The organism is Mycobacterium sp. AZCC_0083 (assembly GCF_014202335.1).
Lineage (GTDB): Bacteria > Actinomycetota > Actinomycetes > Mycobacteriales > Mycobacteriaceae > Mycobacterium.
This window is the reverse complement of the sequence record NZ_JACHGP010000004.1, coordinates 55872-80895: the sequence shown is the minus strand read 5'-3', so window position 1 is coordinate 80895 and position 25024 is coordinate 55872. Positions and strand designations below refer to the sequence as shown.

The following is a 25024-nucleotide window of genomic DNA, read 5'->3' as shown; positions in this document are numbered from 1 at the left end:
GGGCGCTCACCCCGACGCGTCGTCCGCGCTGGGGTCGATCAGTTCGGCTGGGTCGGCGACTTCGGGCGACAGATTTCCGGTGCAGTTGAACAGGGCCTGGTTCGGGTCACCGAATGGCGGCACGATCGGAGGGTCCTCAGACGGCCAAATGGACATGGTAAGCACTCTTCGTCGCAGTCAGTGGTTGCGGAGCGCCGAGACCAATTCGGACTTGCGCTTGCCGGAGTATCCGCTGATGCCGAGTTCCTTGGCGCGCTTCTTCAACTCCGTCACCGTCCAGTCGTCGTAGGAGCCGGACTTGCCGCCCTTGCGGGCGACGCTCGACGTACCGCGTGCTGCGGCGGCGTTCGATATGCGCGCCGCCTTCTGCTTGGAGTCACCGTCCTTGCGTAGTTCGGTATAGAGCTCCTCGTTCTTGATCGACGACCGTCGTGTGGCCATTTCGCTCATCCCTTCGTGCTTCGAACATGTGGTGTAGCTCGTCGTTCCCCGCGTCGGAACGGCTCAAACGACCCAATTCACGTCGGTCGCAGACCGACGCCGAGGTGGGCTCACCTCTCGCTGCTGCCGCAGAATATCTCTGGTCCTGAGATTAGAAATATCTATGCTGTCGGGACTAGATTTTGTAGGCCTGCGGTGCTAAATTATCGCGGACAGACAGTCTGGCGGGAACGGGAGGCAGTGTTGAGAGACGAATCTTCATCCCAAAGGGGCGTGTACGGCATCTCGGTGACCTCCGAACTATCCGGCGTCAGCCCTCAGACGTTGCGTCTCTACGAGAGTCGCGGGTTGCTCACCCCGGCACGCACCCAGGGAGGCACCCGTCGCTACAGCGACGACGATCTCGATCGGCTCGCGCGTATCGCGGAGCTTCTCGCCGACGGAGTCAACCTCGCCGGCGTGGCCCAGATCCTCGGCTTGGAGTCACGCAACACCGCACTAGAATCCGACAACTCCCAGCTCGAGTCGGACAACGCCGAACTGCGATCGCGCCGACGGCAACGCATGCGCAGCGTCGACACCAGAAACGACTGATCCAACCGATTGTGCAGGCATATCGCAGGAGGAAGCTGTGATGTACACCCAAGATCCGGCGGCACCACTCGACACGGCCACAGCCACACCATCATCGGACTTCGAGCGGGTCGGCAGTTTTCGCTACCTCATCGCCGATGACCGGTGGGAGTGGTCGGACGCGGTCGCCCGGATGCACGGATACCAACCTGGAACAGTCACTCCCACAACCGAACTCATCCTGTCGCACAAGCATCCCGACGACAAGCCCGCGGTGGCCGAAATCATCGATCAGGTACTCCGCCACGGCGCGCCCTTCAGCAGTCGGCACCGCATCCTCGACACGAAGGGCGACATCCGCGTGGTGGTCGTGGTCGGCGAACGCCTCACCGCCGCCAACGGCGGGACGATCGGCACGACCGGTTTCTACATCGACATCACCGATGCCTCCGATGCCGACGTTCAGCGCACCGTCTCAGACAAGGTCGCCACCATTGAGGCGAGCCGGGCGATCATCAACCAAGCGATCGGCGTGGTGATGTGGACCTACGGGGTGTCCGCTGAGCGAGCATTCGACGTACTCGCGTGGCGCTCGAAGGAGACGAACGTCAAACTGCGCCGCATCGCCGAACAATTCCTCCGAGACCTGTCCGCGATACCACCGTCGAGCCACGCCCGCACCGACGTCGACCGTGCACTGCTGACCGCACACGAACGGGTTGGAGGTTAGCGGCTCATTCACGTGTCAGCTGGGACCAGCGGGCAGCCAGGTTTGCATCGCCGTTTCGAGCTGCTCATCACCGAGTGCCGCAACCTCTAGCGGTGGTTGGTCGTCTCGATATCGGATGCCCTCGAGGAGGATCGCCACATACCGTCGCCAGAGCTCGGCGTCGACGTGGCCGGCGTACTCGCTCACCGTCCCCGCGATCAGGCCAAGGATCGGCATGTCGGTAGCCGATGCTTCTGGGCGTAGGTACCCGTCATTCTGCGCTCGCTCAACGAGTTTCGAGAGTACCGGGACCAGGCGGTCGCGGGCGGCCTCCAGCCGATTGCCGCCGCACGTCTTGCTGAAGATGACCTCCCGCATGCCCCGGTCCATCGCCGTCAACTCACACATCAGGGTGACGAACCATTCGAACCCGTGCCACGAATTGGCCTGGCAAAGCGCTGCTTCCGCGAGATCGGTGAGTTGGTCGATTCCCTCTTCGAAGATCGCCTCGAACAAGTCTTCCTTCGTCGGGAACCGTCGGTACACGGTTCCCACTCCGAGGCCCGCATGGTGGGCCACCTCGTTGAGGGTCGCCTCCAAACCCCTGGATGCGAACAACTCGCGGGCGGCCTCGATCACCAACTGTCGATTGCGTTCGGCGTCCTTCCGCAATGGGCGATGCACCCCGTCACGATCGCGCACCCGGCCGAGTGTAGCCATCATCACACTCTAGATAAGTGGATTGCTTTTATCCACTTAGATGGTTAGTTTGCCTACAGACCCTGACCGGCGCCAACGCCTCGATGGGTCCTCCAGCACCGAAAGGGCTACACCGTGACCGCCGTGCTCGATACCGCGCCGCCACCACCAAACGGAAGTGCATATCGAATGGCGCTGCCAGGCAGTGGGTTACCACGATGACCAGATTCGTCAGCCGGATATGGCTGCCCGTGCTCGTCGTGGTCGCGGTCGCGGTAGGCGGTCTGGCCGTCGCGCAGCTCCGGACCGTGTTCGGTTCGAATCCGGTCATCGTGACGCCGAGGGGTTCGGACAGCGCGGCGGACTTCAACCCCAAGGTCGTCACCTACGAGGTATTCGGCTCGGGTGCTACGGCCGTGATCAATTACTTGGATCTGGACGGGAAGCCTCAGCGTGTGGCCGACGCCGAGCTGCCGTGGACCTTGAGATTGACGACGACGTCGCCCTCCGCCTCGCCCAACCTCGTGGCCCAAGCCGACGGCCACACCATCACTTGCCGGATCACCGTCGATGACGAGGTCAAGGACGAGAGGACCAGTACAGGCGTGAATGCCGAAACCTTCTGCTTGGTGAAATCGGCATGAGCGCACCAGTAGACGACACACCCACCGACGCAATAGCGACTGCCCGTCACAGGGCACACCCACGGATCCCACGGTTCATCCGCGCTTTCGCGGTGCCGATCATCCTGGCGTGGATAGCGATCATCGCCCTGCTCAACACCGTCGTGCCCCAGCTCGAAGAAGTCGGCAAGCTGCGTGCGGTGTCGATGAGTCCCAACGACGCACCGTCGATGATCGCGACCAAACGTGTCGGCGAAGTGTTCCAGGAGTACCGCACCAGCAGCTCGGTGATGATCGTGCTCGAAGGCGACGACACGTTGGGCGCCGACGCACACCACTTCTACGACGAGATAGTTCAAAAGCTCAGGGCCGACACCAAGCACGTCCAGCACGTCCAAGACTTCTGGGGCGACTCGTTCACCGCGTCTGGCGCCCAAAGCGTCGACGGCAAGGCGGCCTACGTCCAGGTCTACATCGCAGGCGATCAAGGGGAAGCCCTAGCCAACGAGTCGGTGGAGGCGGTTCGCGCCGTCGCCGACGAAACCCCCGCCCCCGCAGGCGTAAAGGCGTACGTCACGGGTCCCGCGGCAACGACCGCGGACCAAAACACCATCGGCGACAAGAGCATGGAGCAGATCGAACTGCTCACCTTCGCCGTCATCATCGTCATGCTGTTGCTCGTCTACCGATCGATTGTCACCACGCTCATCGTGGTGACGATGGTCGTGCTCGAGCTTGCCGGCTCCCGGGGCCTGGTGGCATTTCTCGGCTACCACGGCGTGTTCGGTCTGACCACCTTCGCAACCAACCTGGTGGTGACGTTGGCCATCGCCGCGGCCACTGACTACGCGATCTTCCTGATCGGTCGATATCAGGAGGCGCGCCGAATCGGCCAGGACCGAGAATCGGCCTACTACACGATGTTCCACGGCACGGCGCACGTCGTGCTGGCTTCGGGGCTGACCATCGCCGGGGCAACGCTCTGCCTGCACTTCACCCGACTGCCCTACTTCCAGTCAATGGGCATTCCCTTGTCGATCGGCATGGTGCTCGTCGTCGCTGCCGCTCTGACCCTTGGGCCGGCCGTCATTTCGGTGTGCAGCAGATTCGGGCGCGTGTTGGAACCCAGACGCGTCGTGCGGAGCAAGGGGTGGCGCCGGGTCGGTACCGCGACTGTCCGTTGGCCGGGCGCGATCCTGGTCTGCGCCATCGCCATATCCCTGATCGGCCTATTGACACTTCCCGGTTACCACACCACCTACAACGACCGCATCTACTTGCCCGATGACGTACCAGCCAACGTCGGATACGCGGCCGCAGACCGGCACTTCTCCCCGGCCAAGATGAACCCCGACCTGATGATGATCGAGACCGATCACGACATGCGGAATCCGGCCGACTTCCTGGTCATCGACAAGATCGCGAAAGCGCTCGTGCGGGTACACGGCATTGCTCAGGTGCAGACCATCACCCGGCCCGAGGGCAAACCGATCGAACACTCGACGATTCCCTACTCGATCAGCCAGAGCAGCACCGGCCAGATCATGAACAACGACTATCTACAGACGACCATGGCGAACACCCTCAAACAGGCCGACGCCATGCAGGTCACCATCGACTCGATGGAGACGATGCAGAGCATCACCCAGCAGATGGCCGAGGTCACGAAGAGCATGGCCGCCAAGATGAAGACAACCTCCATGGACGTCAACGAATTGCGGGACCACATGGCGGATTTCGACGACTTCTTCCGCCCGCTGCGCAACTACTTCTACTGGGAGCCTCACTGCTTCGACATCCCGGTTTGCTGGTCGGTGCGGTCGATCTTCGACGCCCTCGATGGCATCAGCACGATGTCCGACGACCTTGCGGGCCTCGTTCCCGACATCCAACGCCTTGCTGACTTGATGCCCCAGATGGTCGCCATCATGCCGGCGATGATCCAGTCGATGAGGGATCAGAAGCAGATGATGCTGAACCAGTACCAATCGCAAAAGACTCAGCAAGACCAGACCATGGCCTCGCAGGACAACTCCACCGCGATGGGCGAGGCGTTCGACGCGGCGAAGAACGACGACTCGTTCTACCTTCCGCCGGAAGCCTTCGACAACGCCGACTTCAAGCGGGGCATCAAGCTGTTCCTGTCCCCCGACGGACATGCCGTGCGGTTCACCATCATTCACCAAGGCGATCCGTTGACCCAGGAGGGCACCTCGCGCATCGCGCCGCTCAAGACGGCGGCAGAAGATGCGATCAAGGGCACACCGCTGGAAGGATCCTCGATCTACCTGGGTGGCAGCGCCGCCATGTACAACGACATGCAAGAAGGCGCCGACTACGACCTGCTCATCGCCGCGGTGGCCGCGCTCATCCTGATCTTCATCATCATGGTGGTGCTCACCAGGGCGGTCGTCGCCGCCGCGGTCATCGTTGGGACCGTAGTCCTTTCCCTCGGTGCATCGTTCGGCCTCTCAGTCCTGCTCTGGCAACACGTGATCGGGATACCGCTGCACTGGATGGTCCTGCCGTTGTCGGTCATCGTCCTCTTGGCGGTCGGCGCCGACTACAACCTCCTACTGGTCTCCCGAATGAAGGAGGAGATCCACGCCGGACTACACACGGGAACGATCCGCGCCATGGTCGGCACCGGATCCGTGGTGACCTCCGCCGGATTGGTGTTCGCCTTCACCATGGCGTCCATGGCGGTAAGCCAATTCACCACCATCGGACAAGTCGGCACCACCATTGGCGTGGGCCTGCTCTTCGACACCCTCGTCATCCGGTCGTTCATGACACCGTCGCTCGCGACCCTGTTGGGCAAGTGGTTCTGGTGGCCGCAGCGCGTCCGTCCCCGGCCCGTGCCTGCCCCGTGGCCAAAGCCCATCCAGGCTCAACCAGAGCAGAAGGCGCTCTGATGAGGCGGTTCACCAGCGCGACCAACGCCGAACCAAAGTCGTTGGGCGGTCAGGCATTACGGATCGTGAGGCCGCCGTCGACGACGAGTATCGCACCGGTGATGTACGAGGCGGCCGGGAGCAGCAGCGACAACGTCGCGTGCGCCACCTCTTCGGGATCCCCGTAGCGACGCAACGCCGTTCGCCGGCGGGCGAAGGTGGCCTTCATCTCGTCGGGGATGATTGCGGTCATTCCGGTGTTGATCGGGCCCGGGCACACACAGTTCACCGTCACCCCGGTCGGACCGAGTTCCACCGCCAGCGACCGCGTCAGACCGATCACGCCGTGTTTGGTGGCCGTGTAGGGCGAGATTCCGCCGGTCGCGCCGAGGCCCTCCGTCGAAGCCACATTGACGATCCGGCCCCTGCCCTCCCGGCGCAGATCGGGCAGTGCCGCACGAACGAACCGCGCGTATGCGGTCAGATTGATGGCCATGGTGGTCGCCCAGTGCTCCTCGAAGTCGTCACCGTCGATCGGCACCGGGATGCTCACCCCGGCGTTGTTCACCAGGCCGTCGATCGCGCCTAGGGATTCTCGAATCTCGGTGATGACGGCCGCCGGGACGTCGGAGTCGCCGACGTCCGCGACGACGGCGTGGACGCGGCCACCCACGTCGTTGATCTCATCGGAGACGCGTGCCAGCCCGTCGGCATCGCGGTCGACGACACCGACTGCGGCGCCCTCATCGGCGAGGAGATGTGCGGTCGCACGCCCCATACCGCTGGCGGCTCCCGTGACCACGACGACGTTTCCCTTGACCGAGCGACTCAGCGATGTCAGGCGGGGCATTGGCGTCACGCGATTCCGCCGTCGGGGCGCAGGTCGGTCGTCATCGTGACATTGTGACCCGACAGTGCGGTCGCCGTCGACGAGACCCTCGTCGACGTGATGTCGGCGCAGCGGCGTGCGGGCGCGTGCGTCGAACCTCAATCGTGGCGAAACACCGCCATACATCGGCAACCAGCTACGGCATGTAATTGACCCTGCCGGGCAAACGTTGAACCCATTGCGTCACAGTCGTCGCGGCATTAGGTTTTGTGAAGCGCATCATGCGCCAGCCAAGGGGGAACCATGGCCGGGGAGAACTTCGACTACATCGTCATCGGATCGGGCAGCGCAGGTGGCGTCGTCGCTGCGCGCCTTAGCGAGGATCCGGCCGTGTCCGTGCTGCTGCTCGAAGCGGGGCCCGAGGACGACGACGACATGATCCGCTTGCCGGTCGCGTTCTCGACGTTGTTCAAGACCAAGTGGGACTGGGGCTATAAGACGACCCCGCAAAAGTTCTTGGGTGGCCGCCCGGCTGACTGGCCGCGCATGAAGGCGCTCGGCGGCTGCTCGGCCATGAACGCCATGGTCTACATCCGCGGCAACCGCGCCGACTATGACGAGTGGCGCGACGTCTATGGCGCAACCGGATGGGGTTACGACGACGTACTTCCATACTTCAAGAAGTCCGAGGGCAACACCCGGCTGAGCGATCCGTACCACGGCTCCGACGGCCCGCTGCACGTCGAGGACCGCCGTTACAGCCACGAGTTGAGCCACGCGTTCGTGGAGTCCGCCGTCTCGGCGGGTTTCAAGCGCACCGACGACTTCAACGGCGCCGAGCAGGAGGGCGCGGGCCTGTACCAGGTCACCTGCAAGAAGGGCCGCCGGTGGTCGGTTGCGGACGCCTACATCCGTCCGGCGAGCAAGCGATCCAATCTCACGGTGCGCACCGAAGCGTTCGTGATGAAGATCGACATGGACGGTGCCCGCGCGACGGGGGTCACCTATCGGCGTGGTGGCGTCACCCAGACGGCGCGCGCCAATGCCGAGATCGTGCTGTCCGCCGGTGCCGTCGCCAGCCCGCAGATGCTGATGCTCTCCGGCATCGGGCCCGGAGCGCACCTGCGCGAACACGGCGTCGACGTCAATGTGGACGTGGCGGGCGTCGGCCAGAACCTGCAAGACCATCCGGGAAGCGGGGGGCTGTTCTACACCAAGGACACCACCGATCTTGCCGAGTTCCTGTCGTTCGGCAACGTGTTGAGGGCGCAGAAGGCCGGCCGCGGGCCGCTGACTTCCAACGGCCCCGAGGCGGGCGCGTTCTTCAAGTCCCATCCCGACATGGACGCGCCCGACCTGCAGTTCCACGTGCTGCCGACCGGCTTGTACGACAACGGTCTGCACGAGCCGGTACGGCGCGCGCTCACCATCGCGCCGACACTGGTGCGCGTTGAGAGCAAGGGCTACCTCAAGCTGCGCTCGGCTGACCCGACGTGGCACCCCGAGATCGACCCGGGCTACTTCGACGACAGCGCCGACCTCGACGCCATGCTTGCCGGATTCCGCACGATGTATGACGTCATCGGCCAGGGGCCGATTGCGAAATTCATTGCCGCGCCGTTGTATCCGGAATCACTCAACCCGACGACCGACGACATCATGGCGGCGATCGCCCGGATAGGTCAGACGGTCTATCACCCGGTCGGAACCTGCTCGATGGGCACGGCGGAGGGCAGCGTCGTCGACCCCGATCTCAAAGTTCATGGCGTAGAAGGACTTCGGGTGGCCGATGCGTCGATCATGCCCCGTGTCCCGCGCGGCAACACCAATGCACCGACCATCATGGTCGGCGAAAAATGCGCAGATCTCATCAAGGAGTCACGTTGACCGCCACCGTCGGAACACCCGTATCCGCAACAGCCTCATCCGGCGCAACCTTCGAGTCGCTCAACCCCGCCAACGGCGATGTCGTTGGCGTGCACCCCATTCACTCCAGCGCAGACGTGGACGCCGCGGTGCAGCGCGCACGCGACGCTGCCGACTGGTGGGGTGGCCTTTCGTTCGAGGAGCGGGCCGACTATCTGCTCACCTGGCGCAGCGTCATCACCCGCCGCATCGCCGTGCTCTCGGAGTTGGTGCGTTTGGAGACCGGCAAACCGACCGGTGACGCGCAACTCGAGATCGTCATGGCCATCGACCACATCGCCTGGGCGGCCAAGCACGCCAAGAAGGTGCTCGGCAGCCGAAAGGTCAAGTCGGGTCTGCTCATGGTCAACCAGGCCTCGACCGTCGAGTACCAGCCGCTCGGCGTCATCGGCGTCATCGGGCCGTGGAACTACCCGGTGTTCACGCCATGCGGCTCCATCGCATACGCGCTCGCGGCGGGCAACGCCGTGGTGTTCAAGCCCAGCGAGTACACCCCCGGCGTTGGGGAGTGGCTCGCCGACAAGTTCACCGAGGTCGTCGGCGGTCGTCCGGTGTTCCAAGTCGTCACCGGTCTCGGCGAGACCGGCAATGCGCTCTGCACCGCGGCCGTCGACAAGCTCGCATTCACCGGTTCGGGTGCGACCGGCAAGAAGGTCATGGCCGCATGCGCCGAGAACCTGACGCCCGTGCTGATCGAAGCCGGCGGCAAGGACTCGCTGATAGTCGACGAGGACGCCGACCTGACCAAGGCCGCCGAAGCGGCCCTGTGGGGCGGGATGTCCAATGCCGGCCAGACGTGCATCGGCACCGAGCGGGTCTACGTGCACGAGAAGGTCTTCGACTCCTTCATGGAGCAGATCACCAGTCAAGCCAAGGTGCTGCACGCCGGCCCCGACGGCAACATCGGCCCGATCACCATGCCGTCGCAACTCGGCATCATCAAGAGCCACATCGTCGACGCCATCGCCAAGGGCGCCACCGTCGTGCTCGGCGGTGCGGACGCGGTCGGTGAGCGCTTCGTCCAACCGACGATCCTCACCCACGTGCCCGAGCACTCGACCGAGATGACCGACGAGACCTTCGGGCCGACCCTCGCGATCAATCCGGTCAAGAACATGGACGAAGCGATCGAGCTCACCAACGCCACGAAGTACGGACTCGCCGGGGCGGTCTTCGCCAAGAAGAACGGTGTCGACATCGCCCGCAGAGTGCGCTCGGGAATGACGTCGATCAACTCAGTGGTGTCCTTCGCCGGCGTACCAGCACTCCCGTTCGGCGGTGTCGGCCAGTCCGGCTTCGGACGCATCCACGGCCCCGACGGCCTGAAGGAATTCACCTTCGCCAAGGCGATCACCCGGCAGAAGTTCAAGCCGATGATGCTGCTGACGTCCTTCGCGCGCGACGCCAAGACCGAGGGCCAGGTCGCTGGGCTGATCACTCTCCTGCACGGTGGCAAGAAGACCCTCAAGTAGGGATCTGAACTGCAAGTATTCGTGGTGGCCAGGGCCGGGATCGAACCGGCGACCTTCCGCTTTTCAGGCGGACGCTCGTACCAACTGAGCTACCTGGCCGGAAGGCAGCACGTGCCTCGCCGTACTTGCGACCCTGACGGGACTCGAACCCGCGACCTCCGCCGTGACAGGGCGGCGCGCTAACCAACTGCGCCACAGGGCCTTGCTTGTGCACCACCATCGTAATGGTGCTGCGACGTACCCCCTACGGGATTCGAACCCGCGCTACCGCCTTGAAAGGGCGGCGTCCTAGGCCGCTAGACGAAGGGGGCCAAGCCGAATCTCTCCGGGGTACTCGCAACGCCAACACGTTGGGAGCTTGGATAGCTTAGGGTACCGAGACCCGAATCCTCAAACGAGGGTCGGTTGCTTCTGGAGTTGCTCCCCTCCCGACACCGCACACGGCGGCCAGTATCCTGATTCACCGCGCCCCTATAGCTCAGTTGGTAGAGCTACGGACTTTTAATCCGCAGGTCCCAGGTTCGAGCCCTGGTGGGGGCACCACGCTGGCCGGATTACTCGGCCGGTTGCACGCCCAACTCCCCGAGTAGTTGCCGGACGCGCTGTTCGATCTCGTCCCGCACTGGGCGCACCGCCTCCAGCGGCTGTCCTGCAGGATCGGCCAGTGGCCAGTCCGCGTAGCGCCGTCCGGGAACGTACGGGCAGGTGTCACCGCAGCCCATCGTGACGACGACGTCGGCCTGGTGAAGCATCGCGTCGGTCCACCGCTGCGGCTGCTGTCCCGTGATGTCGATGCCCTTCTCAGCCATGGCGGCGACCGCTGCAGCGTTGATCTCGGATGCGGGTTCCGAGCCGCCGGAGTACCCGATCGCTTCCCCGCCGGCGAGCGCGGTGAAGAAGCCAAGAGCCATTTGTGAGCGCCCGGCATTGTGCGTGCAGAGGAACAGCACGGTTGGGGTACTCATTGCGTTCTCCGTTCGGCGATTTTGGGCCGCAGTGCCAGTGACACGTAGACCAGGGCGACGAGCACGGGCACTTCGATCAGCGGGCCGACGACGCCGGCAAGTGCCTGTCCGGACGTCGCGCCGTAGGTGGCGATGGCGACGGCGATCGCCAGCTCGAAGTTGTTGCCCGCAGCGGTGAACGCAAGCGTGGCGGTGCGCGCGTAGCCCAACCCGAGCGCGGCCCCGACTGCGTACCCGCCGCCCCACATGATGGCGAAGTACGCCAGCAGCGGGAGCGCGATGCGGGCCACGTCCAGCGGGCGGCCGATGATCTGGTCCCCCTGAAGAGCGAACAGGACCACGATGGTGAAGAGCAGGCCATACAGAGCCCAGGGACCGATCCTCGGCAGGAACGTCGACTCGTACCAAGCGCGTCCCTTGGCCCTTTCACCCAACCGCCGCGACAGGTAGCCGGCCACCAGCGGGATGCCAAGGAAGACGAGGACCGACTTCGCGATCTGCCACGGTGACGTGGTGACGGTGGCCCGTTCGAGGCCGAGCCAGCCGGGCAGCACCGACAGGTAGAACCATCCCAACACCGCGAACATCAGTACCTGGAAGATCGAGTTGAGCGCCACCAGGACTGCCGCCGCCTCACGGTCACCGCAGGCGAGGTCATTCCAGATGATCACCATCGCGATGCACCGCGCCAGGCCGACGATGATCAGGCCCGTGCGGTACTCCGGTAGATCCGGCAGCAGCAGCCACGCCAGCGCGAACATCACCGCCGGACCGATCAGCCAGTTCAGTACGAGCGAGCTCAGCAGCAGCTTGCGATCGCCGGTCACCGTGTCCAGCCGGTCGTACCGCACCTTGGCCAATACCGGATACATCATGATCAACAAGCCGAGCGCGATCGGCAGCGAGATGCCATCGACCTGAACGTGATTCAGACCCTGATTCACTTGCGGGACAACACGACCAAGCAGTAGCCCACCGACCATCGCGGCGCCGATCCACAACGGCAGATAACGGTCCAGCGTCGAGAGCTTGCCGACGACCGGTGCGGTCACCCCGCAGCTTTCGGGCCGCAATCGCAGACGTCGGCATCGGCCTGACTGGGACCGGACGCGCCGAAGGTCTCGGCATCCGCCAACTTGGTGTAGACCTCCCACTTCTCGTCATCGGGCGCGGTGACCCACACCTTGTCCTGCGTCGCGAAGCAGCAGGTGGTGTTCATCTCCTCCTCGGTGAACAGTCCTGCGCCCGCCAAACGCGCGATCTCGGAGCGAACGGTCTCGCTCGAATCAACCTCGACGCCAAGATGGTTCAACGACCCACCCTTGCCGGGGTTCTCGATCAGCACCAGCTTGAGCGGCGGTTCGGCCACGGCGAAGTTCGCATAGCCCGGCTTGACCTTGGCCGGTTCGGTGTTGAACAGCGTCGAGTAGAAGGTGATCGCCTCGGTGAGGTCGTCGACGTTGAGCGCGAGTTGAAGACGGGACATGATGACTCCGTACCTGTGAGACATACATCGAACTGACGTCTTCGATCATGCGATACCTCTTCGACATATGTCAATGTTTATGGCAGTATCGAGTCCATGCCGAAGACGTTGCCGGTCGTCGATATGTCCGCGCCCGTGTGCTGCTCCCCCGTCGCCGCTGGGCCGCTGGACGACGCTGCTGCGTTGGAGATCGCACTGCGACTCAAGGCACTGGCCGACCCGGTTCGCGTCAAACTCGTCTCGTTGCTCTTCAGCTCGTCAGCAGGCGAGGTTTGCAGCTGCGACCTTGCCGGGGCAGTCGGGCTCAGCGAATCGACGGTGAGTCACCATCTTTCGCAACTGCGCCGCGCGGGGTTGGTGGAGTCAGAGCGACATGGGATGAACGTCTATCACCGGCCACGGCGTGATGCCTTGATAGCTCTGTGCACCGTACTCGACCCAAACTGCTGCAGTTAGGTTGGCGCACAACGGGATCACCGTCGCCGCGCAGTCCGCCCCGCGCCGACCGGGCTAGTGACCGACGCCCTGTTGGTTTGGGTCCGCACCGGAACCGGGAAGCGGTACCTGCGGAACCCCTGGAGTGCCGATCCTTCCGGCCAGCCACGGCAGGGCGTTGGCGAACTGCTGCGCCCCGGATGGCCAGTCGTGCTTGGTCGGCTCGGCCACCACCGAACACTCGATGCCGTTGCTGCTGGCTAGCGCGCACAAGTAGTTGGCCCCCTCCGAAATGCCGTCCGGAGCCTCGGGCTCGGCCTCGGTGGGCGCGCCAACCCCCACCGTTCCGTCGTGGTGCACGCTTGGGACGTTGGGATCCGACACCCCGAACCACCCAGCCACTCCGGTGTAGGGACCATGCGCGGTCATCACGGTGGTTGGATCGAACGCTGCCCAGGCCTGCTCGTCGCCGTCGTAGAGCCGGAAGATGGTCTGGTCCTTCTGGCCGGCATTCGGGAACACGTCGCCATCGATGTCGACGAATGCGCTGAACAGTTCCGGATGCGTGACGGTGAGCGTCGCCGCGCACGTGCCGCCCATCGACCAGCCCGCAACGCCCCAGTTGGCGGGATCCGGGCTCACCCCGAAGTGTGAGATCACATAGGGCACCACGTCTTTGGTCAGGTGATCGGCGACGTTGCCGCGAACGCCATTGACGCACTCGGTGTCCTTGATGAAGGAGCCTGCCGTGTCGACGAACACCAGCACTGGGGCAACACCCGCGTGCTTGGCTGCGAAATCGTCGATCGTTGTTTGCGCATTGCCGCTGCGCAACCAGTCTGCGGGGGTGCCGAACTCGCCGCCGATCATCATCACTGCCGGCAACTTCGGCGGAGGATTGGTGGCGTACCACGCCGGCGGCAAATACACGTATTCATCTCGGTGCGTGAAACCCGACGCATCGTCTGGGATCGTCACCGTCACGATGGTGCCCTCCGTGGGCTTGACGCCACGCTGGCGCATCGCGTCAGCGGACGCCTCATCGGTCTGGCCTGGCAGCCGACCGCCGGTGAGCTGGCCCCAAGCGCTCTGCACCGTCGGGAAGTACCCCGTCCACACATTGACGGCCGATCCCGCGCACAACACGCACAACACGACGGCCAGCACGGAAACGCCGCGCTGCCACCACCGGACTCCGCGCCACCCGAAGACCAGCACGCCAAAGGCCAACCCGGTCAGCGCAATCCAAATCCACAACATCGGCGGCATGCCACGATCGGCAATGCCACTGAACTCGCCATACCAATAGGTGATCGCCGCAACGGCAGCTCCGAACACTAGGAACGCCGGTACCCAGAGCAGGCGCCACCGGCCCGTACGCCATCCGATCGCGAGCACCAAGGTCACCGCGGCGATCACCTGAAATGTGATCGGTGCCCAACCGTGAAGCAGCGAGATCGACTGCACAGCCAGTGTCACCCTGCTAGTCCCTGCGGCTCTCCGAGCCGGTCGGGGCCTGCGAGAAACGACGTACAGTCGTTCTGCGCTTCACCGCCGTTGAAGCGCGCGTCGACCCACCCATCCGCCACGGATGCGTCGATGCCCTCGGCGCCCTTGTCGGGCTGGAGCTGAATTTGAATGACGTCGCCCATCCCGCAGGCCTTGTCTAGTGCCTGCTCCGTCCACGCCGGGGGGATCAAAGCATCGCTCCCGCCGTAGATTACGAGCATTGGAGCCGCAGTGGGCCCTTGCGGCAGGCTGGACTTGTCCAAGTACCCACGGAGCGTGTCCACCGCGGCAGGGCTACTGGGTCGCAGATCATCCGCGGTTATTTGACCCGCAATCTTCGCGCGCTCTCCGGCCGCCGGACCGCGGCACGCCGACAGCACGTCCCACTTGTCGGCGACGATCCCCCGTCGATAGTCGTCGAGTTTGAGGTCGGGGTACAGGTCCTTGAGCGAAGCAAGGAGCCACTGCAGCACCGGCATCTGGTCAGGGGTCAATGTGCCGGCCGCCGCCGCGTCAGCGAACCCGTCGATATCGGCAGGCGGTGACACGCTCACCGCCCCAACCAGCGTGAGCCCGCCGGCATAGTCCGGCGCCAACTCGTTGGCCGCCCATGCCGCCTGCGCCCCTTCGGACGTGCCGAATGCCAGCCATCGATTCGAGGCGTCGGCAACGAGTTTGCGAGCGGCCTTCACCGAATCAATGACGTTGTAGCCCAGCGTCGTCGAATCCAGGTACGGATGATGCCACTGGTCGAGCCCAAGCCCCTGATAATCGGACATCACGACGACGTAGCCGGCCTGCACCAGACCCGTGATCGGCGTCGAGAAATGGAGCAACGTCGAATCCAGGGACGGTGCGCAGTCGGACTGAATGCCGGTGGTGGAGTGGCCATACGCCACGATGGGCCAACCTCCACTCGGAGGCTTTCCCTGCGGGACGACAACCGTCCCGGAGACTTGCGTCGTGCCGTCGAACGCATTGGTGGACGCATAGGTTATCCGGGCAGCAAGCGACGTCACCTCCAAGAGCCGCCGATCGAGCGTCGGCATCGTGCTGGCCGACAACAACGTGCCCGCACCGGACCCGCTGAAATCCCCCTTCAACGGCACGCCGGACGCGGCTGCGGGCGCAGGGGCCGGACCAGAAGCCGTCGCATCGTGCTGGCGCCCCATCGCGGAGAGCACGATCGCCGCGACCACGGACACCAACACCGCTGTTCTGATCACCCACTTTCGCACCCGGCGACGTTGGACATCGCCTGTGCGTGTTTCGGTGTCCGCTTTGCTCGCGTAGCGGTGGGTCATCGTCGACAAGGTTAGCGCGGCCGCCTGGCAGGACCACGAGTCAACGTCGGTGGCTGGCTTCACCGTCGCCAAAACGACGCTGCCCAGCAACGCGGTGTTCGGCGGCGAGACCCAACGATCTTCGAGTACAGCTGGTCGGCCGTGATTCGGAACTTGCGCTGATCAATTGGTTAACAGCTATCCGCCGATTCGTTGCCGACCTCTAGCAGACACCGCCGGCGTTCCTGTGAGAAGGACGGTATCGCTCACAGGTGCGCTGCCAGCGGTGGTGACGAAAAACACACCCCTTGACGCACATTCGAGCGCCAACCACAACCGAGTCGCCGTCGCGCCACCAGCAAATGCCTGGCCTCACCGCGCCACGCACATCGCCACCGCGGGGCCAATTGTTGCATTCAGCGAACAGCGTGACGACGGATGCCGCGACACTTGACATGGGCTCGCGGGACGACGCCGTTGCTGGCATCGCCATCGTCTAGGTTTGCCCCTCGCCGCGCCTTGGGCCGTCGAAGGCAGTCTGGCCGCGAGGCTTGCCTGGCGAGTTGGCCGCCGTGATCGTCAGCATCTACACAGGGTTACGCCACCCGCTGTGGTCGTGCTGAGGGTTTGCTGTGGCGATGGGCGCGGACTCAGTCCTTGACGAAGTAGTACATCCGCCAGGAGAACTCGCCCGAGTCCAGGTCGCGGTAGAACCGCGAGCCCTTCACGTGGTAGGCCTCGCGCCCTATGCCCTGCAATGGCCCTGGCAGCTGGCGGCTGAGCACTTCCAGAGACCCGTCCGATCTCTCATCGAGAGCGCGCAGGACCTCGGCATTGATGACCCTTTCCGACACCATCCGCAACGGGGCGCCGGCTAGCGCCGCCTCCCAATCTGCCGTGCCGAGCCTCGGGCGGAGATCGGTGTACAGGAAGTGCCCTCCCGGACACAGCACGCGGGCCACCTCGGCGAGGAAACGGGAGAAGTGTGGGTAACAGTGTGAGGATTCGACATTGACCACCGCGTCGAAGGTCTCGACGGCAAACGGCAGGTCCTCTGCGTTGCCGTGCACGAAGTCCAAGCCGGGCACGTCATGCCGCTCCCGGCACGACGCGATGGCGGCCGGGTTCAAGTCGAGCCCCGTGTAGGAGGCTGGTTGCAAGGTGCGGGTGAGGTAGGAGGCCCCGCCTCCGTGACCGGAACCGACCTCCAACACCCGTTTGCCGCTGAGATCCGCCTGGGTCGCCGTGCGGTGGTAGAGCTGGATGGGAAACCGGTTTGGCTCGTCCGACGCCGCCAGCGGCAGAGCCATCGGTGGATCTTCCTCGTAACCGTCATTGAGGAACTGGCCGTCCCCTGCGACCAAGCGGGTGAAGAGAGGGTAGAAGACCTTCGCGAAGGCCTTCATGACGTACGGGTTGAATCCCAAGCGGTAGACACGAGCAGTTACCCGGCTGGATACGGTTCCTTCGTTCACAGACATTGCGGGAGTATGCAGGAAAACTAGGTGCATTTATGGCGAACGGGCGATGCTTTACTTGAACCCGTCCGGCCCAGGGTGTGCGGCAAACTCGGTGAGATTCCGCCCAATCCCCGCAGCTCGATCTATGCATGAAATAGCGATTGAAGGCTATGAAAGATTCGACGGGTCAGAAATTGACGTCCGAACAGAATCCAGTTGCTGGATTCACTTCAGCATCGTCCGTGCCGGGCCCGGGATACCGAAGCCGTGACATCGCGCTCAAGCGACGGCTATGTCGTCCCCACCAGAAGCGGCTTCCGCACTCCACCCGGTTCGGCGATCCCCGCGACGTGGACGGGCCACACCGCGGCCAGATGTGTCAGACCTTCGGGCAGTAGTGAATTCCGTTGTCGCGGTGCCCAACTGGCGGCAGATTTCGCGCGGGCGTGTGCACCAGCGGCGCGTCGACCGGAAGCCGGCCAGTGGCGCGATCCCAGCCGCCACGCGCCCGCGGATGCATCCGGTGCCGCGACGGCACCAGCCTGAACACCTTGCCGATGACCTTCCCGAGCAGTCGGTGCCGGCGCTCGTCGCGCTCGGACCAGGTGTAGCCCATCAACTCGCGCACCGCGGGGTGGTACAGGCCGACGGTGAACCAGACGAACAACGGGTGCACCACGTAATTGCGCTGCAGTGCCCACATCCAATCGGGCATCTTCGCTGCGAACGGCGGCTTGGGCAGCTCGCTCAGATCGAGCACGTCACGCGCGGCCTTGTTGTTCTCCAACACGTTGCGGCACATGTGTTCCCAATACACCTGGAATTCCTCCCAGGTCTTGGGCACCGGCCGCATGCTCATGCCGTACATCGAGTACCACTGGACGTGCTCGTCGAACATCTGACGCTTCTCGGCCTCGGTGATACCGCCTGCGAGGCGCTCCGCGACGATCAGGGTGCCGACGAAGAACGTCGAGTGCGCCCAGTAGAAGACCTCGGGATTCAACGCGTGATAGCGCCTGCCTTGAGCGTCGACGCCCTTGATGTCGACGTGATAGTCGCGGACCTCGGCTCCGGTCTGCGGTGCGCGCTCGCCGTCGAAGACCACCCCGCCGATCGGGTACAGCGAGCGCAGCAGTCGCGGCCAGCGTTCCTGGAAGAAGATGGAGTGCTCCTCGACCGCCGCGCCGAGTTGCGGGTGCATGTTCTGCATCGACCCGGCCCACGGACCTTGCAGCATGCCGCGCCAGTCACCGAAGTACTTCCAGGTGATCGAATCCGGGCCGAGCGGAAGCGGCGGGGCCTCGTATCCGCCGGGCGCGACGGGGCAGCCGCTGCCGACTGCATCCGCAGGGCTAGCTACCGGACACACCTCAGACGTATCTTGTGTCACTGGCGAGATTCTCCTGAATCGTCAGGCGGTTTACTCTGACTACGAGCGTTGTCACTTGAAGTTTAGGAGCCATGTGCCTTCCGGTCAACGACAGGGCCGATGGTCCGGCGTACCACTGCAGGACCGTCAGATGCTGCGGCGCGACGAACTCGTCGCGGCGGGCGTCGGATTGCTGGGTGGCGAAGCCGGGCCTGCCCTGACCGTGCGCGCGGTCTGTCGTGAAGCGAGCCTGACCGAGCGCTACTTCTACGAGAGCTTCACCGACCGCGACGAGTTCGTCCGCGCCGTGTACGACCACGTCTGCAGCACCGCGATGGCAGCCCTGACCTCGTCGGACACCCCGCGCGACGCCGTCGAACGATTCGTCGCACTGATGGTGGACGACCCGGTCCGCGGCCGGGTTCTACTCATCGCGCCCCAACGGGAACCGGTGCTGACGAAGTCGGGCGCCGATTGGATGCCGACCTTCATCGACCTGCTGCAGCGCAAACTGACCCGGATCACCGATCCCGCCGTGCAGGCCATGGTGGCCACGGGTCTGGTCGGCGCACTGTCGGCGCTGTTCACGGCCTATCTGAACGGCCGGTTGGCGAGCACCCGCGAGCAGTTCATCGACTACTGCGTCGACATGCTGCTCAGCCGGGCGTCAACCCACTAGTTACTGATTGGGGGTGGAGACCGCGGCGAGCGCGGCCTCTTCCTCGGATGCAGCCTGCGCTGCGGCCTCGTCTGCCGCCGCCTTCGCCGAGCGACCCTCAGGACTGCCCAGCGAGGGGCCGGGCATCCCGGCGGTCGCGTAGCCGCCGTTGCAATTCAAGTAGAACTGCACGGTGCTGGCGACGTGCGCGCCGTCGTTCGCGCTGGCGAAGGGCGCGGTCTGCGACCGTGTGACCACGCAGTCGTCCTGCGAAACCTTGTCGCCCACCCGCGCCGCCACGACGACCGTCTGGCCCGCATCGCTGGCCGCCGACGATGCGTCGGAGTACTTCTGCCCCGCATAGTCATCCGCCGAAGCGACGCCAGTACCGAAAACGGTCGAAAGAGCCAGCGCACCAAGCGCGCCGGAACCAAAAACGATGAGCTTCTTCACGGTAGCCCTATCTGCCAGTCGAAACAGCCTTGCTCGACGGGGATAGTACCGCTGACAGACCGCCTGCGCAGCGTTCGCGCAACTAGTCCGAAGGAACTGCTCGGGTGATGAACTCGGGACTATTCGCCAGCCTGCTGGGCATCCACCGCGGCGAGCTGATCCTGCTCTTGTTGCTGGGCGGCGGCCGCGGCGGCAGCGGCGTCGGCCTCTTTCTTCTTCTTTGCCGCCATATCGGCCTCCCACATCTTGCGGCCCTCGGGACTCGCCAGCGAGTAACCCGGCCACAGTGCCGTGCCGTACTTGGAGTAGCAGTTCAGGTTGACGAGCATCGTGTTCCCGGACTTGTTGCCGGACCCGTCCAGGAAGGACGACTTATTGGCGCTCGAGACGATGCAGTTGTCCCAATCCTTGCGATCGCCAACGGTAGTCGCGACGACAGGGGTCATGCCCATCTGGCTGATCTTCCCCTTGGCGTCCTTGTAGTACTGCCCGACGATCCCGTCATCGGCGTTCGCGACTCCGCCACCGACCATCGTCAACGCGACCGCTGCAGCGCTACACGCACCTGCGCCGAGAACAAGAAGTTTCTTCACGTCGGTTGCGACCTTTCGTCAACGCCGAGGCGGATTGGTTTGCCGGGGAGCCGGGTACCCACAGGAATCGTACAGTCCCGAGCGGCAGATCAGGGATAGCTAGACAACACCCGTAACATCCAAGTGTCCATAGACTTGATGTCACCGGGGTACACAGATATATTGAGTGCTACCAACAGGTACAGATAACTGGGAGGTTTCATGTCGACCGAGTTGACAGACCTGCAGCTACTGCACGAACTCGAGCCGGTGGTCGAGCAGAACATCAACCGCCACCTGACGATGCGCAAGGACTGGAACCCGCACGACTACATCCCGTGGTCCGACGGCAAGAACTTCTACGCGCTCGGCGGCGAGGACTGGGATCCCGAGCAGTCGAAGCTCTCGGAGGTCGCCCAGACCGCGATGCTGCAGAACCTCCTCACCGAGGACAACCTCCCGTCGTATCACCGCGAGATCGCGATGAACTTCAGCATGGACGGCCCATGGGGCTGGTGGGTCAATCGCTGGACCGCCGAGGAGAACCGGCACGGCATCGCGCTGCGCGACTACCTCATCGTCACCCGCGCGATCGATCCGATCGAGCTCGAGGAGCTGCGCGTCGAGCAGGTCACCCGTGGGTTCAGCCCCGGCCAGGGCCAGCAGGGCGAGATGTTCGCCGAGAGTCTCTTCGACTCGGTCATCTACGTGACGTTCCAGGAACTCGCCACCCGGGTCTCGCACCGCAACACCGGCAAGGCCTGCAACGAGCCCATCGCCGACCAGCTGCTCGGCCGCGTCTCCGCGGACGAGAACCTGCACATGATCTTCTACCGCGACGTATCGGCCGCCGGCCTGGACATCGCCCCCAACCAGGCGATGAAGTCACTGCACCGCGTCCTGCGCAACTTCAAGATGCCCGGCTACACCGTGCCCGAGTTCCGTCGCAAGGCCGTGATCATCGCCGTCGGCGGCGTATACGACCCACGCATTCACCTCGACGACGTGGTGATGCCGGTACTCAAGAAGTGGCGCATCTTCGAGCGCGAGGACTTCACCGGCGAAGCCGCCGAGTTGCGCGACGACCTCGGCAAGCTGGTCGAGGAGCTCGAGGACACCTGCCAGAAGTTCGAGCTCGCCAAGGAGCGGCGCCTCGAACGCGAGAAGAAGGTCGCCGAGAAGAAGGCCATGAAGAACCTCCTGGTGACGACATCGGCATCGGCAGCGTCCTAGACACAGCTCAGCCCGCATCAGCGGCCGGGGAGCTGCAAATCGGGCCAATCGCTTTGCGTAGCCCCGTGGTGCTGGCCCCGATGGCGGGCGTCACGAACGTGGCGTTCCGCACCCTGTGCCGCGAGCTCGAACTGGCGCGGGCGGGCACCGTCAGCGGGCTGTACGTGTGTGAGATGGTCACGGCCCGCGCACTCGTCGAGCGGCATCCGGTCACCATGCACATGACCACGTTCGCGCCCGACGAGTCGCCGCGGTCGCTGCAGCTGTACACCGTCGACCCGGAGACCACCTTCGCCGCGGCCAAGATGATCGCCGACGAGGGCATGGCCGACCACATCGACATGAACTTCGGCTGTCCCGTGCCCAAGGTCACCCGGCGGGGCGGCGGCGCAGCGCTGCCGTTCAAGCGCAGGCTGTTCGGCCAGATCGTGGCCGCAGCCGTACGCGCCACCGAGGGCACCGACATCCCGGTGACGGTGAAGTTCCGGATCGGCATCGACGACGCCCACCACACGCATCTCGACGCGGGGCGGATCGCCGCCGAGGAGGGCGCGGCCGCCGTCGCACTGCACGCTCGCACCGCCGCCCAGCGCTACTCGGGCACTGCGGACTGGGATCAGATCGCCCAACTCAAGCAACACGTCACCGACGTTCCCGTGCTGGGCAACGGCGACATCTTCGACGCCGACGATGCGCTCGCCATGATGGCGTCGACGGGGTGTGACGGAGTCGTCATCGGGCGGGGTTGTCTCGGCAGGCCTTGGATGTTTGCCGAACTCTCCGCCGCCTTCTCCGGCCGCGACGTGCCGACGCCGCCGACGCTCGGCGAGGTCGCCTCGATCATCCGCCGGCACGGCGAGCTGCTTGCCGAACACTTCGGCGAGGACAAGGGAATGCGTGACATCCGCAAGCACGTCGCGTGGTACATGCACGGATTTCCCGCGGGAGCCGACCTGCGGCGGGCATTGGCACTGGTCAAGACGCTGGCAGAACTCGACGACCTGCTGTCGCGACTCGATCCGGACGTGCCATTCCCGCGCGCGGCAGAGGGTCCGCGGGGACGCCAGGGCTCGCCAGGATCGGTGTCACTTCCGGAGGGCTGGCTCAACGATCCGGAAGACTGCACGGTGCCCGAGGGCGCCGACGTGATGAACTCCGGAGGCTGATCCGTCGCGGCACCGAGATGTGCTGAGACCACTCTGAGACGGCACTGACACTTTCTTCGACTGGCTCCGTCTTAGGTTGTCTCAGTACGATGAGGGTCTTATTGCGACGGCTCCGGTGGCGGAGCCGAAAATGTGCTGCTAAAGAAACAGGAAGCACGCAGAGAATCTGCACCTGAACGTTATGGAAGCCGGGCGCGACACGCCTGGGAGTCGGAGGCCGGTACGACATGAGTGACGGCGACAACGCCACTCCTGGCCGTCCCGCTTCGCCGGGCCCGGGTGGTCCCAACGGCGACAAACAATGGCTTACCCGATCCGCGCGGCCGGTGCCAGGCGCCGCGCCGTGGGAACGCAACCGAAGTTCCAAGGCTCCCGATGAGGCCGACGGCAATCGGCACGACGAGCCGGCGGCACACCACGCCGGCGCGCTGACGGTCGCAGACCTCATCGCCAAGGTCTCGGGAACCCGGCCGGACGAGGAGCCGACGCGCCACCGCGCCGAGCCAGAACCTCCGCTGCCCGCGTACTCGGAGCCGCACGTTGCGGCCGGCAGGGACCACGACCCCGCCACCGAGGTCATGCCGCCGGTCGCTCTGTACGACTCCGAAGTACCGATCCTTACCGACGCGCGACGCCCCGCGAGGGGTGCCATCGACGTGCAGGCACGCACGAAGCCTGCGCCGCATCGCAGCCGCCACACCGCGATGGTCGCCGGGCGGGTGGCAGCAGCCCTGATCGCCATATGCGCGCTGGCGATCACTGGCGCTGCGTGGCAATGGCAGTCGGAGAAGAACCGGAGCCTGAACAAGGTCTCTGCCCTCGACCCCAACTCACGCGACATCCTCGACCCCAACGCGCAGTTCGGCGACGAGAACTTCCTGATCGTCGGCGTCGACAGCCGCATCGGCCAGAACAGCGACATGGGCGCCGGCAACACCGCTGACGCCGCGGGCGCGCGTTCCGACACGGTCATGCTGGTGAACATTCCGGCCAACCGCAAACGTGTTGTCGCCGTGTCCTTCCCACGCGATCTGGCCATCACGCCGATCAAGTGCGAGCCGTGGAACCCCGAGACGGGTGCATACGGCCCGCTCTACGACGCGGACACCGAGAGCTACGGCCCCGACCAGGTCTACACCGAGACCAAGCTCAACTCCGCCTACTCGTTCGGTGGGCCCAAGTGTCTGGTCAAGGTAATCCAGAAGTTGTCGGGGTTGTCCATCAACAGGTTCATGGCGGTCGACTTCTCCGGCTTCGCGAAGATGGTCGATGCCGTCGGCGGGGTCGAGGTGTGCAGTACGACGCCGCTGGAGGACTACGAGCTGGGCACCGTGCTGGCCAACTCCGGCCGCCAGATGATCGACGGCCACACCGCCCTGCAGTACGTGCGCGCGCGGCAGGTCACCACCGAGACCAACGGCGACTACGGACGCATCAAGCGCCAGCAGCTGTTCCTGTCCTCGCTGCTGCGCTCGCTGATCTCCAAGGAAGTGTTCTTCAGCCTCAGCAAGCTCAACAACGTCGTCAACATGTTCATCGACGATAGCTACGTCGACAACATCCAGACCAAGGACCTCGTCGACCTCGGTCAGTCGCTCCAGGGCGTGAACGCCGGCCGCATCACCTTCGTCACCGTGCCGACCGGCGTCACCGACTCCGAGGGCAACGAGCCGCCACGCACCGAGGACATGCGCGCGCTGTTCGACGCGATCATCAACGACGACCCGCTGCCCGAGGAGAAGAACGCCGACAACACGCCGGTGCCGAAAACCCCGACGAGCAACCAGCCGGCGCCAAGCGCAGCCAACGGCGAGCTGGTCGATGCCGTCACCACGAGTCCCGGCGAGATCACCGTGCGCGTCTCCAACTCGACAGGCGAGAGCGGCTTGGCGACGGTCGCGGCCAGCGAGCTGCAGCAGCACGGCTTCAACGTCACCGATCCCGACGACTACCCAGGACCGCTGGCCTCGACCACGGTGTTCTTCTCCGCGGGCAACGAGCAGGCCGCGGCCACCGTCGCGTCGTCGTTCTCGAACCCCACCATCGAGCGGGTGACGGGCATGGGCACCACGATCCGGGTCGTGCTCGGGTCCGACTTCGCCTCGGTTGCGCCTCCGACGCCGAGCGGCTCGCCGATCCAGGTCCACGTGCTCAAGGGCACCAGCAGCGAACCGACCCACCTGCCCGAGGACTTGACGGTCACCAACGCCGCCGATACCACCTGCGAGTGACCCCGGAACCGTCATCGTGGCAGGTGGCATTCACCTTT

General features: G+C 64.6%; 22 protein-coding genes, 4 tRNA genes and 1 pseudogene. 12 read left to right on the top strand and 15 right to left on the bottom strand.

Translation table 11 applies throughout. From position 1 onward, the window contains the following. Positions 1-6: 6 nt before the first annotated feature. Both HNP02_RS10695 and HNP02_RS10690 read right to left on the bottom strand, forming a co-directional pair. Positions 7-156 (bottom strand): hypothetical protein, encoded by a 150-nt coding sequence (locus HNP02_RS10695; RefSeq protein WP_184437982.1) that lies wholly within the window; start codon positions 154-156, stop codon positions 7-9. 21 nt (positions 157-177) lie between these two features. Beyond that, the gene (locus HNP02_RS10690) at positions 178-441 is read right to left on the bottom strand and encodes a Rho termination factor N-terminal domain-containing protein (protein WP_184437980.1); all 264 of its coding nucleotides are present in this window, start codon (positions 439-441) and stop codon (positions 178-180) included. Between the two features lie 240 nt (positions 442-681). Here HNP02_RS10690 and HNP02_RS10685 point away from each other — a divergent pair, with 240 nt between their 5' ends. Continuing rightward, the gene (locus HNP02_RS10685; RefSeq protein ID WP_184437978.1) at positions 682-1035 is read left to right on the top strand and encodes a MerR family transcriptional regulator; all 354 of its coding nucleotides are present in this window, start codon (positions 682-684) and stop codon (positions 1033-1035) included. Between the two features lie 40 nt (positions 1036-1075). Then, the gene (locus HNP02_RS10680) at positions 1076-1744 is read left to right on the top strand and encodes a PAS and ANTAR domain-containing protein (RefSeq protein ID WP_184437976.1); all 669 of its coding nucleotides are present in this window, start codon (positions 1076-1078) and stop codon (positions 1742-1744) included. A gap of 15 nt (positions 1745-1759) precedes the next feature. On the opposite strand, the gene HNP02_RS10675 is transcribed toward HNP02_RS10680, so the two are convergent. After that, the gene (locus HNP02_RS10675; protein WP_255506418.1) at positions 1760-2443 is read right to left on the bottom strand and encodes a TetR/AcrR family transcriptional regulator; all 684 of its coding nucleotides are present in this window, start codon (positions 2441-2443) and stop codon (positions 1760-1762) included. A 197-nt stretch (positions 2444-2640) separates the two neighbouring features. Here HNP02_RS10675 and HNP02_RS10670 point away from each other — a divergent pair, with 197 nt between their 5' ends. Both HNP02_RS10670 and HNP02_RS10665 read left to right on the top strand, forming a co-directional pair. Then, positions 2641-3066, top strand: a complete 426-nt coding sequence (locus HNP02_RS10670; RefSeq protein WP_184437972.1) for an MmpS family transport accessory protein — start codon at positions 2641-2643, stop codon at positions 3064-3066. Further along, positions 3063-5960, top strand: coding sequence for an RND family transporter (locus HNP02_RS10665; RefSeq protein WP_184437970.1), 2898 nt, complete (start codon positions 3063-3065; stop codon positions 5958-5960). Before HNP02_RS10670 ends, HNP02_RS10665 begins: the two co-directional genes overlap by 4 nt. Before the next feature lie 49 nt (positions 5961-6009). Here the strand turns inward: HNP02_RS10665 and HNP02_RS10660 are convergent, their stop codons facing one another. Then, positions 6010-6789, bottom strand: coding sequence for an SDR family NAD(P)-dependent oxidoreductase (locus HNP02_RS10660; RefSeq protein WP_184437968.1), 780 nt, complete (start codon positions 6787-6789; stop codon positions 6010-6012). A gap of 282 nt (positions 6790-7071) precedes the next feature. Here HNP02_RS10660 and HNP02_RS10655 point away from each other — a divergent pair, with 282 nt between their 5' ends. Together HNP02_RS10655 and HNP02_RS10650 are read left to right on the top strand one after the other, a co-directional pair. After that, positions 7072-8655, top strand: coding sequence for a GMC family oxidoreductase (locus HNP02_RS10655; RefSeq protein WP_184437967.1), 1584 nt, complete (start codon positions 7072-7074; stop codon positions 8653-8655). Continuing rightward, on the top strand, positions 8652-10166 hold the full coding sequence (locus HNP02_RS10650; RefSeq protein ID WP_255506417.1) for an aldehyde dehydrogenase family protein: 1515 nt from the start codon (positions 8652-8654) through the stop codon (positions 10164-10166). The genes HNP02_RS10655 and HNP02_RS10650 overlap by 4 nt, the downstream gene beginning before the upstream one ends. A 22-nt stretch (positions 10167-10188) precedes the next feature. Here the strand turns inward: HNP02_RS10650 and HNP02_RS10645 are convergent. The 3 genes from HNP02_RS10645 to HNP02_RS10635 all read right to left on the bottom strand — a co-directional run bounded on the left by HNP02_RS10645 (position 10189) and on the right by HNP02_RS10635 (position 10477). Continuing rightward, positions 10189-10265 (bottom strand) — tRNA-Phe (locus tag HNP02_RS10645). A 29-nt stretch (positions 10266-10294) separates the two neighbouring features. Beyond that, positions 10295-10368: transfer RNA gene (locus tag HNP02_RS10640), tRNA-Asp, on the bottom strand. A gap of 36 nt (positions 10369-10404) precedes the next feature. Further along, positions 10405-10477, bottom strand: a tRNA-Glu gene (locus tag HNP02_RS10635). Positions 10478-10633: 156 nt separating this feature from the next. On the opposite strand from HNP02_RS10635, the gene HNP02_RS10630 reads away from it, so the two are divergent. Continuing rightward, positions 10634-10709: transfer RNA gene (locus tag HNP02_RS10630), tRNA-Lys, on the top strand. Positions 10710-10720: 11 nt separating this feature from the next. Here the strand turns inward: HNP02_RS10630 and arsB are convergent. Both arsB and HNP02_RS10615 read right to left on the bottom strand, forming a co-directional pair. Further along, positions 10721-12204 (bottom strand): annotated as a pseudogene (gene arsB / locus HNP02_RS10620) (ACR3 family arsenite efflux transporter). Then, positions 12180-12617 (bottom strand): ArsI/CadI family heavy metal resistance metalloenzyme, encoded by a 438-nt coding sequence (locus HNP02_RS10615; protein ID WP_184437963.1) that lies wholly within the window; start codon positions 12615-12617, stop codon positions 12180-12182. Before HNP02_RS10615 ends, arsB begins: the two are co-directional and overlap by 25 nt. Positions 12618-12713: 96 nt before the next feature. On the opposite strand from HNP02_RS10615, the gene HNP02_RS10610 reads away from it, so the two are divergent. Further along, a complete protein-coding gene (locus HNP02_RS10610) occupies positions 12714-13073 on the top strand; it encodes an Rv2640c family ArsR-like transcriptional regulator (RefSeq protein WP_184437962.1) in 360 nt (119 codons plus the stop codon). A gap of 54 nt (positions 13074-13127) precedes the next feature. Here the strand turns inward: HNP02_RS10610 and HNP02_RS10605 are convergent, their stop codons facing one another. The 4 genes from HNP02_RS10605 to HNP02_RS10590 form a co-directional block, all read right to left on the bottom strand. Continuing rightward, complete coding sequence (locus HNP02_RS10605) at positions 13128-14531, bottom strand: alpha/beta hydrolase-fold protein (protein ID WP_184437961.1); 1404 nt, start codon at positions 14529-14531, stop codon at positions 13128-13130. Further along, complete coding sequence (locus tag HNP02_RS10600) at positions 14528-15799, bottom strand: lipase family protein (protein ID WP_309241505.1); 1272 nt, start codon at positions 15797-15799, stop codon at positions 14528-14530. The genes HNP02_RS10605 and HNP02_RS10600 overlap by 4 nt, the downstream gene beginning before the upstream one ends. A 695-nt stretch (positions 15800-16494) precedes the next feature. Next, complete coding sequence (locus tag HNP02_RS10595) at positions 16495-17250, bottom strand: phthiotriol/phenolphthiotriol dimycocerosates methyltransferase (RefSeq protein ID WP_184438883.1); 756 nt, start codon at positions 17248-17250, stop codon at positions 16495-16497. 433 nt (positions 17251-17683) lie between these two features. Continuing rightward, positions 17684-18694: an oxygenase MpaB family protein gene (locus HNP02_RS10590; RefSeq protein WP_184437959.1), complete on the bottom strand. Its 1011-nt coding sequence runs from the start codon at positions 18692-18694 to the stop codon at positions 17684-17686. 73 nt (positions 18695-18767) lie between these two features. On the opposite strand from HNP02_RS10590, the gene HNP02_RS10585 reads away from it, so the two are divergent. Further along, entirely contained in the window at positions 18768-19352 is a 585-nt protein-coding gene (locus tag HNP02_RS10585; RefSeq protein WP_184437957.1) for a TetR/AcrR family transcriptional regulator, read from the top strand. Here the strand turns inward: HNP02_RS10585 and HNP02_RS10580 are convergent, their stop codons facing one another. Both HNP02_RS10580 and HNP02_RS10575 read right to left on the bottom strand, forming a co-directional pair. Next, entirely contained in the window at positions 19353-19784 is a 432-nt protein-coding gene (locus tag HNP02_RS10580) for a hypothetical protein (RefSeq protein WP_184437955.1), read from the bottom strand. Between the two features lie 119 nt (positions 19785-19903). Next, positions 19904-20377 (bottom strand): hypothetical protein, encoded by a 474-nt coding sequence (locus HNP02_RS10575; RefSeq protein WP_184437953.1) that lies wholly within the window; start codon positions 20375-20377, stop codon positions 19904-19906. Between the two features lie 201 nt (positions 20378-20578). Between HNP02_RS10575 and HNP02_RS10570 the strand changes: the two genes are divergently transcribed. From HNP02_RS10570 to HNP02_RS10560, 3 genes are all read left to right on the top strand, one after another. Then, a complete protein-coding gene (locus tag HNP02_RS10570) occupies positions 20579-21589 on the top strand; it encodes an acyl-ACP desaturase (protein ID WP_184437951.1) in 1011 nt (336 codons plus the stop codon). Between the two features lie 32 nt (positions 21590-21621). Then, positions 21622-22755: a tRNA dihydrouridine synthase DusB gene (dusB, locus tag HNP02_RS10565; RefSeq protein ID WP_184438881.1), complete on the top strand. Its 1134-nt coding sequence runs from the start codon at positions 21622-21624 to the stop codon at positions 22753-22755. 227 nt (positions 22756-22982) lie between these two features. Further along, positions 22983-24986, top strand: a complete 2004-nt coding sequence (locus tag HNP02_RS10560) for an LCP family protein (protein WP_184437949.1) — start codon at positions 22983-22985, stop codon at positions 24984-24986. Positions 24987-25024 lie beyond the last annotated feature (38 nt).